General features: G+C 62.6%; 18 protein-coding genes. 7 read left to right on the forward strand and 11 right to left on the reverse strand.

From position 1 onward, the window contains the following. The first annotated feature begins 16 nt into the window (after positions 1–16). Positions 17–388 (forward strand): group III truncated hemoglobin, encoded by a 372-nt coding sequence (locus ASD58_RS11770; RefSeq protein WP_057261362.1) that lies wholly within the window; start codon positions 17–19, stop codon positions 386–388. Here the strand turns inward: ASD58_RS11770 and ASD58_RS11775 are convergent. From ASD58_RS11775 to ASD58_RS11785, 3 genes are all read right to left on the reverse strand, one after another. Continuing rightward, positions 381–923 (reverse strand): EAL domain-containing protein, encoded by a 543-nt coding sequence (locus tag ASD58_RS11775; protein WP_057261363.1) that lies wholly within the window; start codon positions 921–923, stop codon positions 381–383. The genes ASD58_RS11770 and ASD58_RS11775 overlap by 8 nt on opposite strands. Next, entirely contained in the window at positions 913–3,201 is a 2,289-nt protein-coding gene (locus tag ASD58_RS11780; protein ID WP_057261364.1) for a TonB-dependent receptor, read from the reverse strand. The genes ASD58_RS11775 and ASD58_RS11780 overlap by 11 nt, the downstream gene beginning before the upstream one ends. Before the next feature lie 95 nt (positions 3,202–3,296). Further along, positions 3,297–3,647 carry a DUF2946 family protein gene (locus ASD58_RS11785; protein WP_156401250.1) on the reverse strand — a complete coding sequence of 117 codons (351 nt, stop codon included), beginning with the start codon at positions 3,645–3,647 and terminating at the stop codon, positions 3,297–3,299. Positions 3,648–3,777: 130 nt separating this feature from the next. Between ASD58_RS11785 and ASD58_RS11790 the strand changes: the two genes are divergently transcribed. Then, the gene (locus ASD58_RS11790) at positions 3,778–4,062 is read left to right on the forward strand and encodes a hypothetical protein (RefSeq protein ID WP_057261366.1); all 285 of its coding nucleotides are present in this window, start codon (positions 3,778–3,780) and stop codon (positions 4,060–4,062) included. On the opposite strand, the gene ASD58_RS11795 is transcribed toward ASD58_RS11790, so the two are convergent. The 5 genes from ASD58_RS11795 to ASD58_RS11815 form a co-directional block, all read right to left on the reverse strand. Beyond that, a complete protein-coding gene (locus ASD58_RS11795) occupies positions 4,059–4,928 on the reverse strand; it encodes a sigma-70 family RNA polymerase sigma factor (RefSeq protein ID WP_057261367.1) in 870 nt (289 codons plus the stop codon). The genes ASD58_RS11790 and ASD58_RS11795 overlap by 4 nt on opposite strands. Next, positions 4,925–5,215, reverse strand: a complete 291-nt coding sequence (locus ASD58_RS11800; protein WP_057261368.1) for an antibiotic biosynthesis monooxygenase — start codon at positions 5,213–5,215, stop codon at positions 4,925–4,927. The genes ASD58_RS11795 and ASD58_RS11800 overlap by 4 nt, the downstream gene beginning before the upstream one ends. Before the next feature lie 73 nt (positions 5,216–5,288). Further along, positions 5,289–5,564: a DUF6587 family protein gene (locus tag ASD58_RS11805; protein WP_057261369.1), complete on the reverse strand. Its 276-nt coding sequence runs from the start codon at positions 5,562–5,564 to the stop codon at positions 5,289–5,291. 3 nt (positions 5,565–5,567) lie between these two features. Then, the gene (locus ASD58_RS11810) at positions 5,568–7,457 is read right to left on the reverse strand and encodes a ferrous iron transporter B (protein ID WP_057261370.1); all 1,890 of its coding nucleotides are present in this window, start codon (positions 7,455–7,457) and stop codon (positions 5,568–5,570) included. A 4-nt stretch (positions 7,458–7,461) separates the two neighbouring features. After that, positions 7,462–7,734: a FeoA family protein gene (locus ASD58_RS11815; RefSeq protein ID WP_057261371.1), complete on the reverse strand. Its 273-nt coding sequence runs from the start codon at positions 7,732–7,734 to the stop codon at positions 7,462–7,464. Positions 7,735–7,892: 158 nt separating this feature from the next. Between ASD58_RS11815 and ASD58_RS11820 the strand changes: the two genes are divergently transcribed. Then, entirely contained in the window at positions 7,893–8,102 is a 210-nt protein-coding gene (locus ASD58_RS11820; protein WP_057261372.1) for a bacterioferritin-associated ferredoxin, read from the forward strand. Between the two features lie 10 nt (positions 8,103–8,112). Beyond that, a complete protein-coding gene (locus tag ASD58_RS11825; protein ID WP_057261373.1) occupies positions 8,113–8,793 on the forward strand; it encodes an energy transducer TonB in 681 nt (226 codons plus the stop codon). A gap of 52 nt (positions 8,794–8,845) precedes the next feature. On the opposite strand, the gene ASD58_RS11830 is transcribed toward ASD58_RS11825, so the two are convergent. Continuing rightward, positions 8,846–9,526, reverse strand: a complete 681-nt coding sequence (locus ASD58_RS11830; RefSeq protein ID WP_057261374.1) for a Fe2+-dependent dioxygenase — start codon at positions 9,524–9,526, stop codon at positions 8,846–8,848. 2 nt (positions 9,527–9,528) lie between these two features. After that, positions 9,529–11,820 (reverse strand): TonB-dependent siderophore receptor, encoded by a 2,292-nt coding sequence (locus ASD58_RS11835; RefSeq protein WP_057261375.1) that lies wholly within the window; start codon positions 11,818–11,820, stop codon positions 9,529–9,531. Positions 11,821–11,976: 156 nt separating this feature from the next. Between ASD58_RS11835 and bfr the strand changes: the two genes are divergently transcribed. From bfr to ASD58_RS11850, 3 genes are read left to right on the forward strand one after another with little or no spacing between them, the layout of a single operon-like run. Further along, a complete protein-coding gene (bfr, locus tag ASD58_RS11840) occupies positions 11,977–12,453 on the forward strand; it encodes a bacterioferritin (RefSeq protein WP_057261376.1) in 477 nt (158 codons plus the stop codon). Beyond that, positions 12,453–12,935: a helix-turn-helix domain-containing protein gene (locus ASD58_RS11845; RefSeq protein WP_057261377.1), complete on the forward strand. Its 483-nt coding sequence runs from the start codon at positions 12,453–12,455 to the stop codon at positions 12,933–12,935. Before bfr ends, ASD58_RS11845 begins: the two co-directional genes overlap by 1 nt. Continuing rightward, on the forward strand, positions 12,932–13,354 hold the full coding sequence (locus ASD58_RS11850) for a VOC family protein (protein WP_057261378.1): 423 nt from the start codon (positions 12,932–12,934) through the stop codon (positions 13,352–13,354). Before ASD58_RS11845 ends, ASD58_RS11850 begins: the two co-directional genes overlap by 4 nt. On the opposite strand, the gene ASD58_RS11855 is transcribed toward ASD58_RS11850, so the two are convergent. Further along, positions 13,351–14,280, reverse strand: a complete 930-nt coding sequence (locus ASD58_RS11855) for a PfkB family carbohydrate kinase (RefSeq protein ID WP_057261379.1) — start codon at positions 14,278–14,280, stop codon at positions 13,351–13,353. The genes ASD58_RS11850 and ASD58_RS11855 overlap by 4 nt on opposite strands. Between the last annotated feature and the right edge of the window lies 1 nt (position 14,281).

Consider the following 14,281-nt stretch of genomic DNA (forward strand, 5'->3'; position numbering starts at 1 on the left):
AGGTTAAAATGGAGCCATGACTTTACCACTGACCCAAGAATCCATTGCAACCCTGGTCTACGAGTTCTACGACGGCGTGCGCGCCGATCCGGAACTGGGACCGGTGTTCAATGCCGCCATCGGCGACTGGGAGCCGCACCTGGCGCGCATGGTGGAGTTCTGGAGCACCACCATGCTGGGCACCAAGAGCTTCCAGGGCAACGTCTACGGCAAGCATATGGCGCTGCCCGGCGTTCAGCCGCAGCACTTCCAGCGCTGGCTTGCGCTGTTCCAGTCGACCGTGGACCGCCTGTTCGAACCAGCCGTGGCGGAGGAATTCCGACTGGTGGCCAGCCGCATTGCGCAAAGCCTGCAATACGGCTTCTTCGGCCAGGTGCATTTCAGCTGAAGGCATCGGCAGCGCTCATCACCGAATAGCTGGCTTGCCAGCGGCGCAGCGCGGCAGGCAGGACCTGCATCGGTTGTGGCGCCACGATGAAATCACCAGCAGCGTGCGCGCATCCCGCTTCGCACACATGCAGCCAGTCGAGCAGGTTGGACACTTCGCAGCAGCCGGCTGCTTCAGACTCCCTCAGCACCAGGCGCTGCGGCGCCACGCCGGCTTGCGCCAGCAGCCCATCGATCTCCGCTGCCAGCGATGGCGTCAACGGCAGCGGCACGGACAGTTCCAGCGCCAAGCTAAAGCCGTCGGCTTCCCACATGCGCAGCGCGGCCAGCGCATCGCACACCATGTGCAGCACAAAGACCTGCTGCAAGCCCTGTGCCGCCAGCGCATCGGCGAACGCTGGGAACGCCAGCACGCCACGTTCCGGATGACGCCAGCGCACCGAGGCCTGGACACCAGACACGCTGCCGTCGCGCGCCGTCACATGCGGCTGGCACCAGAGTTCAAACTGGCCCAGCTCGAGCGCATTACCAATCAAATTTCACCTCCGCGGAATACGAGCGTTGTGGGTAAGGGTGGAAGTTCCAGTACTTGTAGTTGTTGGCATTGTCGATGCCGAAAGCGGCACTCCAGTGCTTGTCGATGCGGTAGCGCAGGCGCGCATCGACCGTGAAGTACTTGCTGGCGCCCTGGTAGGCGAAGCCATTGATGTCGGTGTTGTCCAGCGTCGAGTACTGCTTGCCGCTGTAGCGTGCGGCCAGCGTGGCGCTCAGCTTGTCGTTGACGCGGTAGGTCGCTACGGCGCTGGCGCGCCATTCAGGAATGCGCGGCTGCCACTTGCCTGCGCTGGCCGGGAATTTCTCGTTGCGCTTGATCCTGGAGTCGGTCCAGGTCAGGCTGGCCTGCATGTCCAGACCCTCGACCAGCACGTTCTCGTTAGACCAGGCAGTTTCCAGGCCATGGGTGCGAATCAGGTCGACGTTCTGCACATTGGTTACATTCGGCGTGACCAGCACATTGGTCTGCGAATACAACGCGTCGCGGTTGCGTTCGAAGAAAGCGGTGATGCGCAAGGCGGAATTGCCGACCAATCGCTCGGCGCTCAGTTCCGTGGTCCAGGAACGCTCGGGTTTCAGGTTCGGATCGTTGTTGATCAGGGTGCCGGTATTGTTGATGCCGCCCTGGTACAACTCGGACACGGTCGGCATGCGAATCGCGCGGCCGGTGGAAGCTTTCAGCGTCCAGTCCTCATTGGCCTGGAAGGCCAGCGCCGCCTTGGGCGAGACGAAATTGTCGCTGCGTTTGGCATGGCGCACCACGGTGGTCGCATTCGCGGTTTCGCCGTCGCGCCCTTCCCAATGTTCGAAGCGTGCGCCGAGCACGGTCTTCCAGTCTTGCGACAGTTTCCAGGTGTCTTGCAGGTACAGGCTGTCGATGCTGGTGCGGCCGGAGAAAGCCTGGTTGCGCGCACCGGGATCGCCATTTTGCCAGTCCATCGTGCCGCGTTCGACGGTGGATAGCTTGTAGGCTGCGCGCTGGTAGCCAAAGTCGAAGATATGCGTGCCGCGCATGCCGTCCGGGCGATAAACGCCTTTCAGCGACAGCGTATTCCAGCCAGTGCCGCCCTGGTCGACGATGCGGCCGGCGCCGCCGCTGGCGGCCGCCGGGCGCGCCGTGGTCGGCGCGCGCAGGATGTCGCGGCTGTAGTCATACAGGCTGGCGGCCACCTCCCAGTCGAATACGCCCTTGGTGTTGCTCTTCACCGTCAAGCCGTGCATCACGTGGCGCAGTTCTTCCTTGCTTGAATTGAAGTCGGACGCTGCCAGCGTGAAGCTGCGGCCGTCGATCAACACCGGGCCGCTGAACACCGGCTTGCCCGCCACATCGCGCAGGTAGGTATTGGGCGAGCCGCTGGAATCGTTCTGCCACCAGCCCAGCGAGTAGCTGGCGCGCACGGTCGGCGAAAAGTCGTATGCCAGCTTGATCTTGGCGTGGTCCTGCACCGTGTTGTACTGGGTCGCCGTGCCAAGGACGTAGATGTCGCGGTTGGTGCGGTCCTTGTCGGCCACGGCGCCGCTGACCGGCACGCCTTTGCCATTCAGCGTGCCGCTGGCCATGGCGCGCGTGGTGTAAGTCTGCGGCTGGCCATCGCTGTCGGTGCGGTTCACGCTGATAAACCACGACCAGGCGCCGTGGCGGTCGCCCAGCGACATGCTGGACTGGCGCGCGGTCGAGGTCATGTTCGTGTTGTACAGCTCAAACGGCTGGCGCACATAGGCCACCCGGGCATGCGCTTCGAATTGCTTCGGCATGCGTGTCACGTAGTCGACCACCGCCCCGACCGAGTTGCCGCCATATGCTGCCGAGAACGGGCCGTACAGTACGTCCACGCGCTCGATTTCCTCCGGCGCCACCATGCCCCAGCGCGGCGCGAACGTGGCGCCGTTACCGAGGTAGTTCGACAGCAGCACGCCGTCGGCGTACACCGCAGAACGCGCGCTGTTGCCGGTTCCGGAAGCGCGGGTGGACAACACGGCGTGATTGTAGTCGCCGATATAACGCTTGCGCACCAGCAGGCTAGGCAGGTATTTCAGTGCGTCTTCCGCATCGCTGGCGTTGACCTGTTCCTCGATCTGGGTGCGGGTGATGCCTTCAATCGTGGTCGGGATCTGGGTTGGCAGCGAAGTCGGGTGGTTGCCGGCGATGACGACGGTGCCAACCATCTTGAGCGGCGATTCCCCTTCGTGATCGGCGAATGCCGGGGCCGAGAAAACGGCCAGCAATGCTGCGGCCAGGGGAATAAGACGGGTGTTCATGATGCTTCCTTTCCTGTTCTTGCGAGCGAGGGCCTTGCCACCGCGCCGCCACAGGGCGCGTGCAATGCAAAGCCGGGAGGTACTGCTGCGAAGGATCAGGCGGAAGGTGGGGCGCGCGAAGGAGGCGCGAAGGATTCCTGCTGCGGCAGCGCTGCGTGAGCCTGCAATGCCGGCTCGGCGCCAGCCGGCAGCAGCAGCGCCAAGGCAAGACTGGCAGGCGGCGGCGGCACGGCGGGCAGGTCGGCCTGCACCATGCAATAGCCGCATTTCTGGAGCACGTGGTGGGCTTTCGGCTGTGCGTGGCAATGGGCGACGTTGTTATCGCCGCAAGCCGCAGCCAGCAACGTGGACAGCGTTGGGGCGGAGACGGCCATCAGCATCGCAAACAGCGCGATCCTGACTATTCCGGCAATCTGTCTCCTGCTCCAGCCCACGATGGCTCCCACAATGCAATCTCGATAAGTGGCATTGTAGGTACACGTTTGAGGGGGCGATATGCCCTAGATCAAGTTTTTACTTGCCCGCAATGGGCCGCAACTGATATCGTAAATATTTCAGTTCTGACATCATACATTGATGGATCACCTGCTCGGTATTGAGTTAATAGGCCTCCTGATCGGCCTGTCTTGCCTGCCCAGTTGGCTGATCGCCAAATGGTATGCAGCGCACGGCGCCCGACTGGCGCTTAGGCGATCCCTTTTCATCAATGGCGTGCTGGCCTTGGTCGGCATGTCCCTGCTCACCGGCGCGCTCGCGCTGGAAATGAGGCAGGCCAGGCCTTTGCTCACCTATGCTTTCGGCTTGCTGGGCATTGTGGGCCTGCTGGTCTCGGCAGCGCTGCACGCTTTCGACGACGACTAAACCGCCGCCGGCAGGCGTATCCAATCGACGGCCTCCATCGCATAGGGCGCAAACAGGAAATCGCGAATGCCGGCAAGCTGGCTGCCCTGCCATGCCAGCAGGACAAAGTGGGCCGGCTTGTCCACGGTGCCATGGCGGTCGAAGACCAGCATTGCCATTCGCCCTTCCACGGCGCCGAGTTCAAAGCACCATTTCGGTTCGGCGGCGTAGCGGGTGAAATATGGATTGACGCCGTCGCGTCCCGCCAGCCGCAGCCGGTTGACCAGCTCCAGTTGCACCTCCGCCGCCAGCATGGCGCGGATGGCATCGAAATCGCCGTCCTGGAAAAACCGGACATAGCGTGCGATTCGATCCCGGTTCGCTGTCGTCGGCAAAGGCACGCGCGCGTCGGCCACCTGCCCTGCCAACTGGTGCAAGGCGGCGCGCCCGCGCTGCAATGCCGATTTGGCGGCGGCCGGCGTGCACCCGGCAATCTCCGCCACTTCCTCCACTGAGTGACCCAGGACGTCTTTCAGGATCACGGCGCAGCGCTGCAATTCCGGCAGTTGCATGAAGGCCTGGAAGCCTGCCATGATGATCCCGGCTTCCGGCATGGCGCCGCCGCCCTCCATGTCTTCGGTCAAAGGAACCACATTGCTGCGGGCACGCTGGCGCAGGAAGTCCAGGCAGGTGTTGTGGGCGATGCGCAGCAGCCAGCCGCCCAGGTTGTCCACCTCCATACCTTCCGCACGCGCACGCAGGGCCTTGACCAAGGCATCCTGCAGCAGGTCCTCGCCGTCGATTGCCGAACCGGTCATGCGGGCGCAGTAGCGATGCAGCCGCGGCCTGAGTTCCTGCAAGCGTGCTTCGAATTCATCGTTGTTCATGCGATATGTCCCAGGACGGAATCAAAACTCGCCAGCTCACGAATGCGCGGGAAGCAGGCCTGCATGCGCGGGTCGGCCCGCATGGCGTCGACCGCTTGCGGCGAATCCCATTCCGAGTAAATGGTCACGCTGCTGCCGTCGAGCGCCGCAATCAAGCGGCTTTCGCGCCAGCCCGCAAGCTTGCTGGCGACTGCGTCGATATTCGCCTTCAGCAGCGCAAGTAGCGCCGCCTGGTTGCCAGGTTGGACCTTCAGGTGATTGATGAGGATAACAGTTCCGGTTGTCATGATGTGCCTCCTTGGTTTCGACACAACTAAGACGAACCGGCGATCCAGAACGGATCGCGGTGCAGGAATTTTTTTAGCGCTGGACGTTCAGCATGATGACGCGGCGCGCCGGGCCGCCTTCCGACGGCGGCGCTGGCGGAGCGGGTGAGTCGCCGCACCCGCCACAGGAACCGCAGCCGCTGCTGCAGCTCGATTCGGTGTTGAAGAAGCGTGCCAGCTTGTCCTGCGACAGGCCGCGGCGCGACAGGGCATGGACGATTTGCTGGCGCCATGCGGCAGGCAGGTATTTCCTCGCCGCGTGCAGCGCGGCCGCGGCCACCACGATCCCGACGATGATTTCCTGCCACATGACTCAGCCTCCCAGCGCCAGGGCGACGCGGTAAGTGATGAAGGTGGCGGTGTACGCCAGTACGAACATATAAGCCGCCATCATCAGCGGATATTTCATGGAATTGGTTTCGCGGCGCACCACGGTCAGCGTGGACAGGCACTGCGGCGCGAATACGTACCAGGCCAGCAGCGCCAGCGCGGTCGGCAAGCCCCAGCTGGCCTGGATCACCGGTGCCAGCGAATTGGCCAGCTCGTCGCCGGTCTGCGACAGCGCATACACGGTGCCCAGCGCGCCCACCGCCACTTCCCGTGCAGCCATGCCCGGCACCAGCGCAATGCAGATCTGCCAGTTGAAGCCGATCGGCGCGAAGATGAATTCCAGCGCGCGGCCCAGCATGCCGGCCACACTGTAATAGATCGGCGGATGGGTGGCCCCTTCCGGCGCGCCAGGGAAGCTGGACAGGGCCCACAGCAGCACCATCAGGGTCAGGATGGTGGTGCCGACGCGCATCAGGAAGATCTTGGCGCGCTCGTACAGGCCGATCGCCAGGTTGCGCATATGCGGCCAGTGGTAGGCCGGCAGCTCCAGCATCAGCGGCTGGTTGCGCTTGGCGCGCATCGAGCGCTTCATGACCCAGGCCACAGCCATGGCGGAGATGATGCCGGCAAAGTAGAGGCAGAACAGCACCAGGCCTTGCAGGTTAAAGAAGCCCCACACTTCGCGGTCCGGGATGAAGGCGGCGATCACCAGCGCATATACCGGCAGTCGCGCCGAACATGTCATCAGCGGCGCGATCATGATGGTGACGATGCGGTCGCGCGGGTTCTGGATGGTGCGCGCTGCCATGATGCCCGGAATGGCGCAGGCGAACGAAGAAAGCAGCGGGATGAAGGCGCGGCCCGACAGGCCGACGCCGCCCATCAGTCGGTCCAGCAGGAAGGCCGCGCGCGGCAGGTATCCGCAATCTTCCAGCACCAGGATGAAGAAGAACAGGATCAGGATCTGCGGCAGGAACACCAGCACGGCGCCGACACCGCCCAGCACGCCGTCCACCAGCAGGGAGCGCAGCACGCCGTCAGCCATATGGGCCTTGACCAGCGCGCCGAGATGCTCGACGCCGCCGCTGATCATATCCATCGGCACCTCAGCCCAACTGAACACGGCCTGGAACACGCAGAACATCAGCACGGCCAGGATGACCGGTCCCATGAACGGATGCAGCACGAAATGGTCGATCTTTTCGGAACGGTTGCCACGGTCGTCGCTGTCTTTCACCGCGACCGACAGGATGCGGCGCACCTCGCGCTGGGTTTCTTCGACGCTCACGGCATCGATGGCGGACAGCGGGTTGGCCACGCTTTCATAGAACGGCCACAGGCCGTCCAGCGCATCGACCAGGGCCTTTTCGCCGCCGCTCTTCACGGCCACGGTTTCCACCACCGGCATGCCCAGTTCCTGCGACAGCCTGGCCGCATCAACCACGATGCCGCGCTTTTTGGCCACGTCGACCATGTTCAGGCACAGCACCATCGGCAGTCCAAGGCGCTTGATTTCCAGGGCCAGGCGCAGGTTCAGGCGCAGGTTGGTGGCATCGACCACGCACACCACCACGTCGGGCGAACGCTCGCCTTCGCGCAGGCCGGCGACGACGTCGCGCGTGATCATTTCATCCGGCGTGTGGGCCGACAGGCTGTAGGCGCCCGGCAGGTCGAGCAGGCGGTACTGGTTGCCGGCGCTGGAGGTGAACTGCCCTTCCTTGCGCTCGATGGTCACGCCGGCGTAGTTGGCGACCTTCTGGCGTGCGCCGGTCAGGCGGTTGAACAGTGCGGTCTTGCCGCAATTCGGGTTGCCCAGCAGGGCGACCATTGGCTGCTGCGTGATGGCTTGCGCGGCCTTTTCTACTGCACCCATTGCTTTATTCCGGTTGGATCGAGATCAGCGCTGCTTCGAAGCGGCGCAAGGCAAACGTGGCATTGCCGACTTTAATGGCGAGCGGTTCGCCGCCTGGCAGGCCACGCTTAAGCATGCGGATGCGCTCACCGGGTACAAAGCCCAGCTCCATCAGGCGGCGCGCCAGGTCGGCGCCGTCCTCGGTATCTTCAGGATTGCCCGGAGCGATATGGATCACCGTTCCGCTTTGCCCCACCGGCAGGGAATCAAGCTTGATCAGGGTAGGAGCAAGGGTCATGGCGAACTTTCCAGGGCGAAATACAACCTCGCCATTATAAATGAGAATTGTTTGCAGATACGGCTTGCATTGTATCGCTGTTCGGGTAGAATGGGAAACGTAATGATAATGATTCTCAATAACGGAATCGCAATCTTAGCCAGAAGGTAATCTCTGAAATGATCGTTTGTGTCTGCAACAACATCTCTGATCGAGAAATCCGACAAGCCATAGATATGGGTATCAGCTCCATGGACGAGTTGCGCGAAGCGCTCGGCGTGGCCACCTGCTGCGGCAACTGCCTCAGCTACGCGGTGGAAGTGCTGGACGAACATCTGGGCAGCGGCATTCAGGAGACTGTACTGAAGCGCCCATCACTGACCGTGTAAGGAGCGCTTCATGCAATCGATGACATTCCCGGCTGGCGGCGATTTCGGCGCCAGCGTTGGCAGCGACAAGATGACCAAGATCGCAGTAGTCGTCGCTTTGCATGCAGCCCTGGGTTATGCCTTTATCAACGGCACGATGCACCGCCTCGTGGACCGTATTCCTGAAGTCGTCAACGTCACTTTTGTGGCGCCGCCACCACCTCCCCCGCCAGCCTCGCAGCCAAAAACGGTAGAAATCGCGCAGAAAGCGCCTTCGATCACCCCGCCGCCACTGCCGATGCTGCCGATCGTGATCGAAAACACCATCACCCAGCCGCCTTCGCAACCTCGCGTTGCCGAGCCCGCACCCGTGACGCCGGTTGCCGTGGCACCGGTGGCCGCTACGCCGGCGGCACCCGCCGCGCCGACTGGCCCGCGCGTGATTTCGGCTGTTGAATATATCCGTGCGCCGCAGCCGGTCTACCCGTCGGTGTCGCGCCGCATGGGCGAACAGGGCGTGGTGACCTTGCGCGTGCTGGTGAATGAAAAGGGTTATGCCGAGCAGGCATCGATCCAGAAGTCTTCCGGCTCCAACAACCTGGACGAAGCAGGCCGCGCCGCCGTCATGCGCGCGCTGTTCAAGCCGTATGTGGAAGATGGCAAGGCGCAGCCAGTGTATGTGATGGTGCCGATTAATTTCCAGATGTCCTGAAAACCGGCAAACCAGTGTCTGACCCGCAGGGTCAGACACTGGTTTGCCGGTTTTAGAGATCAGCCCACATCCGCAGCAGGTTGTGATAGTGCCCTGCCAGCCCGACAGTAGCCTCGTCATCGCCATGCGCGCCGCGCAGCTTCTGGATATTCTGGTCCAGTTCAAACAGCATGGTGCGCTTCCAGTCATCGCGCACCATCGATTGCGTCCACAGGAAAGACGCCACGCGCTCGCCAGCAGTCACCGGATTCACGCGGTGCACGCTGCTGGCCGGGTAGACGATCGCATCGCCTGCCGGCAGCTTGACTTCATGCGCGCCATAGCTGTCCATCACGGTCAGCTCACCGCCTTCATATTCTTCAGGATCGGACAGGAACACGGTGGTGGAAACGTCCGAACGCATCACATCCGACGAGCCTGCCATATGACGGATCGCGCCATCGATATGCAGGCCGTAAGTCTCGCCGCCGGCGTAGCTGTTGAAGTACGGCGGCAGGATCTTCAGCGGCAGCGCCGCCGAATAGAACAGCGGGTTCTTCGCCAATGCCTTGATGATGATATCCCCGAGTTCCAGCGCCAGCGGCGTCCCTTCCGCGATCTGCCGGTTGCGCTTGACTTGCGCCCCCTGCGTCCCCACGCTGGCGCGGCCGTCGATCCATTCGGCGGCCGCCAGGCGTTGGCGGAAGTATGTGACTTGTTCCGGCGTCAGCACGCCGGGGATATGCAGCATCATGATCAGTAGTGGAAGTTCGCAGTCAGGATTGCGGTACGGCCTGCAGCCACCTGTGCGTAATGGTTCGAGACCGATTTATCGAAGTAGAACTTGTCGGTCAGGTTCTGCACGTTCAATTGCAGGCTGATGTTCTTGTTCACTTCGTAGCTCGCCATCGCGTCAAAGCGGGTGTAGGCCGGCACGTACTTGGTGTTGTTGATGTTAGCCCAGATCTTGGCCGAGTAGTTCACGCCGCCGCCAATGGTCAGGCCTGGCAGCACGGCGTAGGAAGTCCACAACGTAGCGCTGGTCTTCGGCACGCCCGGGAAGGCGTTGCCGTCGTATGGCGATTTCACCCATACCGGCGCGGCGGTGGTGCCGACGTTGGTGAAGCCGTTGTCGCCCACTTCGGCGTCCAGCCAGGTGGCGCCGCCGAATACCTGCCAGTTGTTGGTGATGGAACCGCTGATGCCGAATTCCGCGCCACGCACAGTCTTCTTGCCGGCGTTGAAGGAAGTGCCGTTAGGACCGCTGACGCGGGCGTTGTTCATCTTGCTTTCGAAGATGGCGCCGCTCAGGGACAGGCGGCGTGCCAGCACTTCCCACTTGGTGCCCAGTTCGAAGTTCTTGCTGTCCTGTGGCTTCAGGTCTTTCACTGCCACGGTCAGGCCGTCATTGCCTTCGCCGCCGTCGTTGCCCGGCGGGGTCGACGAGGTGCCGTAGGAAATGTAGATGCTGCTGTTGGCAGCCGGCTTGTAGACCAGTCCAGCCTGGTAGTTGGTGAAGGTCGACTTCACTTCCGCATTCACGGCAGCGGTAGCCGGCGAAGCGGTCGGATTGGCGGCAGTGAACAGCGCGGAACGGAATTCATCCCAGCGCAGGCCCACGTTCAGCAGCCACTGCGGGGTGAATTCGATGGTGTCGAAACCATACGCGGAGCGGCTGTTGGTATGCACATTGGTCGCAGCAGGCGACACGCTGCGCACCTGGCCCACGCTCCAGGGATCGTTCGGGTTCGGGTTCAGCAGGGTGGTGCAGTTGTACAGCGTTGCAGCGCCGGCAGTCGGGCAGGTGCTGGTCTTGGTCAGCGGGTTGTTGGTGCCCGGGGTGAACAGGTAGGTGCTGCGGTCGGTGATCTCGCGGCTGATCTCCACGCCGGTGGTAAAGGTGTGCTTGATGCCGGCGGTATTGAATTCGCCGCTCAGGCTGGAAGCGTTGGCCAGCGCGTCGGTTTCGGCAACGCGGGTATTGGCGCGGCGCCACAGGGTACCGTACAGCACCACATTGCCCTTGGAATCGTCAGGCTGGGTGTAGACGTAGTCATTCTCGGTCTTGCCATAACGGGTCACGTTGCGGAACGACAGGCCGTTGCGGAAATCGTGCTTGATGTCGATGGTGCCGATATCGGACTTGGTGTCGCGGAAGTCGCGATCGACCAGGCCGTAGTAGGTTTCGCGCGGCACGGACATCGGGGTGCCGTTGCCGTTCCTGGCGACGTTGGCGCCGGTGGTGAACGGATTGTTGAACGGAATGCCGCTGTCCGGCAGTTCGCTCGATTGCATGTGGTAGAACGACAGGTTGACCTTGGTCGGACCGGTCAGGCCGAAGGCCACGGTCGGCGCGATGCCCCAGCGGTCGCCGTGGATTTCGTTGCGGCCGGCCACATGGTTGTCATGGCCCATCACGTTCAGGCGCACGGCAGCGTCATCGCCGATCATGCGGTTCACGTCGACGGTGGCGCGGCGGTATTGCGCGCTGCCGATGCCGACCGAAGCGTTGGCGAAGTTTTCCGCCTTGGCAGTCTTGGACACCAGGTTCACGCCGCCGCCGGCGGAGGAACGGCCGCCGTAGGCGGAGTTCGGGCCCTTGACCACTTCGATCTGCTCCAGCGCGAAGATTTCGCGGCTCTGGGAACCGGTGTCGCGGATGCCGTCGATATAGGTGTCGCTCTGTGCGTTATAGCCGCGAATCAGCAGGTTGTCGCCCACCGGCTGGCCGCCTTCGGCCGCACCCACGGTAATGCCTGGCACGGTACGCAGCGCGTCCGTCAGCGACGTGGCGCCGGTCTGGGAAATCACCTCGGTCGGGATCACGGTCACGGCTTTCGGGGTGTCCAGCAGCGGCGCGGTGAATTTGTCGGAGGCGGATTTCTTGACCTGGAAGTCGTTGCCATTTTGGCCAGTAACGATCACTTCCTGCATCTTCTGCTCTGGGGCAGCGGTGTTGGTATCGGCGTGGGCTACAGGCAGCGCCAGGGAAGCGGCGATGGCTGCGAGCGTAGCTGGCGAGTGCTTGCGGCTCTTAATATAAGACATGGACAACTCTGGTTTGTTGGCATAAAACGCAAATGATAATTGTTTTCATTTAGATTAGCAATGTCGTTAGCAATCCTATGTTCCCCTCATGACTAGGTGGCGCTGCTGCTTCGTGGCAAAATGCCATTATTCCCAACCAGATAAGAAGGAAACCCCATGAAGGGCGACAAAGACGTTATCCGTCTGCTCAATGCACAGCTGACCAACGAGCTGACGGCGATTAACCAGTACTTCCTGCATGCACGCATGTACCGTCACTGGGGCTTCGACAAGCTGGGCAAGAAGGAATACGACGAGTCGATCGGCGAAATGAAGCATGCCGACCGCCTGATCGACCGCATTCTCATGCTGGATGGCCTGCCTAACCTGCAAGCCCTGCACAAGCTGCTGATCGGCGAAAACACCGAAGAAATGCTGGCCGCCGACCTGAAGCTGGAAAAAGGCGCGCATGTGACCATCAAGGAAGGCATTGCGCAATCGGAGAAAGTCGGCGACTACGTGTCGCGCGACCTGCTGCTGGATATCCTGAAAGATACCGAGGAGCACATCGAATGGCTGGAAACCCAGATCGACCTGATCGGCAAGATCGGCATCCAGAACTACCTGCAATCGCAGATGTCGGAAGCTGAGTAATGCCCAGCCAGAGTCCGGAGTTGCTGCGCCGCCTGCTGCGCGCAAAAGACCGGATGGACGGCGCTTCGCACGAGGAATGGCCGGTAAGCCGCCTGGCGGAAGTGAGCTGCGTCTCCGCGACGCACTTCGCCCGCTCGTTCAAGGAGGCTTTCGGCCTGCCTCCCCACCGCTACCTGCTGACACGCCGCATCGAGCGCGCGGTCACGCTGCTGCGCGAAACCGACTTGCCCATCACCGATATCGCCTATTCGACCGGCTGGAACAGCATTGGCACCTTCGGGCGCACTTTCCGCGATATCACCGGCAAGAACCCGGGCGACATCCGGGAACAGGTCCGCGCCGAGGCTGAGCTGGCCGGGCGGGTCCCGGCCTGCGTGCTCAGCGCCGCACACCGTCCCGACCTCACAATGGCAGTTTCGGAGAAGCGGCGCCAGGAAAGCGTCCCTACAATGGAGTCTCACTTAAAGGAGACCACCCCATGACTCAAGGTATTCAAACTGTAGGCCTGTACGTTCGTGACCAGGATGAAGCGCTGGCTTTCTATGTCGACAAGCTCGGTTTCAAGGTCCATACCGACGTGCGCAACGGCGACTATCGCTGGCTGACCGTGCAGCATCCTGAGCAGCCATCGTTCCAGCTCGGCCTCTACGTGCCAGGCCCGCCAGTGCATGATGGCGCAACCGCGCAGGCGCTGAATGCGCTGGTCGCCAAGGGCGCCATGCCGCCGATGGTGCTGGAAGTGGACGATTGTTTCGCCATTTATGACAAGCTGAACCAGAAAGGCGTGGAATTCACGCAAGAGCCGGTGGAGCGCTATGGCACCGTGGATGCAGGCTTCCGCGACCCATCGGGCAACGGCTGGAAAATGATCCAGACCCGCCGCAAGGTGGCTGCGGCTTAAGCCAGGCCCCAGGCTGTGCGCCAGGGCGCGTAGAACGCCGGATCCGGCGCTACCGCGCCCGCAATGCCGCACACCGCACCGGCGAAAGCGTTGGCGCGCTGCAGGATCAGCGGCGTCTCCCAGCCGCGGGCACGGCCCGCCAGGAACACAGCGGCAAACGCATCGCCCGCCCCCACCGAATCGACGAAGTGCGCCGGCTTGACGGCCTGGTGATCGACCACGCGCGACCCGTCGGCGCCGAAATACATGGCGCCGCGCTCGCCCAGCGTGACCAGCAAGCCCTGGATGGAAAAGTTGTGCATCACGGCGCGCGCCTCCGCCTCAACGGCGGCGCAGTCGATGTCCACGGTGTCGGGACAGGTGTGGCAGTACCACGAGAACAGCGCCTGCAGCTCGTCTTCGTTGACCTTGACGATATCGGCCCGCTGCAGCGAGTCAAACACGACGGATTCGTCGGCGCCGTCGCGCAGATTCAGGTCAAGGAAATATTCGGCATCGTCCGCACCGTCGAGCACCGCGTGGAGCGCGGCGCGCGAAGCAGGCTCGCGCTGGGCCAGGGTGCCAAAATAGACTGTGTCGGGAGAGAAGGCACGCATCACATCGACGGCGGCTGCCGCTTCGATATGGTCGTATGCCTGTTCGGCCAGGATGTGGAAGCGGTGCCCGCCGTTGCCATCGCGTTCGACCAGCACGCGGCCGGTCGGTTGCGGACCATGCTGCAAGCCCTCGGCGCTCATGCCGAAACCCGAGAAAGCGTCGCGCACCTGGTCGCCGTAGCTATCGTTGCCGACGCGCGTCACCATCAATGCGGGCAGCCCCAGCGCAGTCAGGTTGCGCGCCACGTTGAATGGGGCGCCGCCGACGACTTGCTGGTCGCCAAAATCATCCAGCAGGGCTTCGCCAAATACCAGTACTCGCTCTGACATC

It is taken from the genome of Duganella sp. Root1480D1 (assembly GCF_001427305.1).
GTDB lineage: Bacteria > Pseudomonadota > Gammaproteobacteria > Burkholderiales > Burkholderiaceae_D > Rugamonas.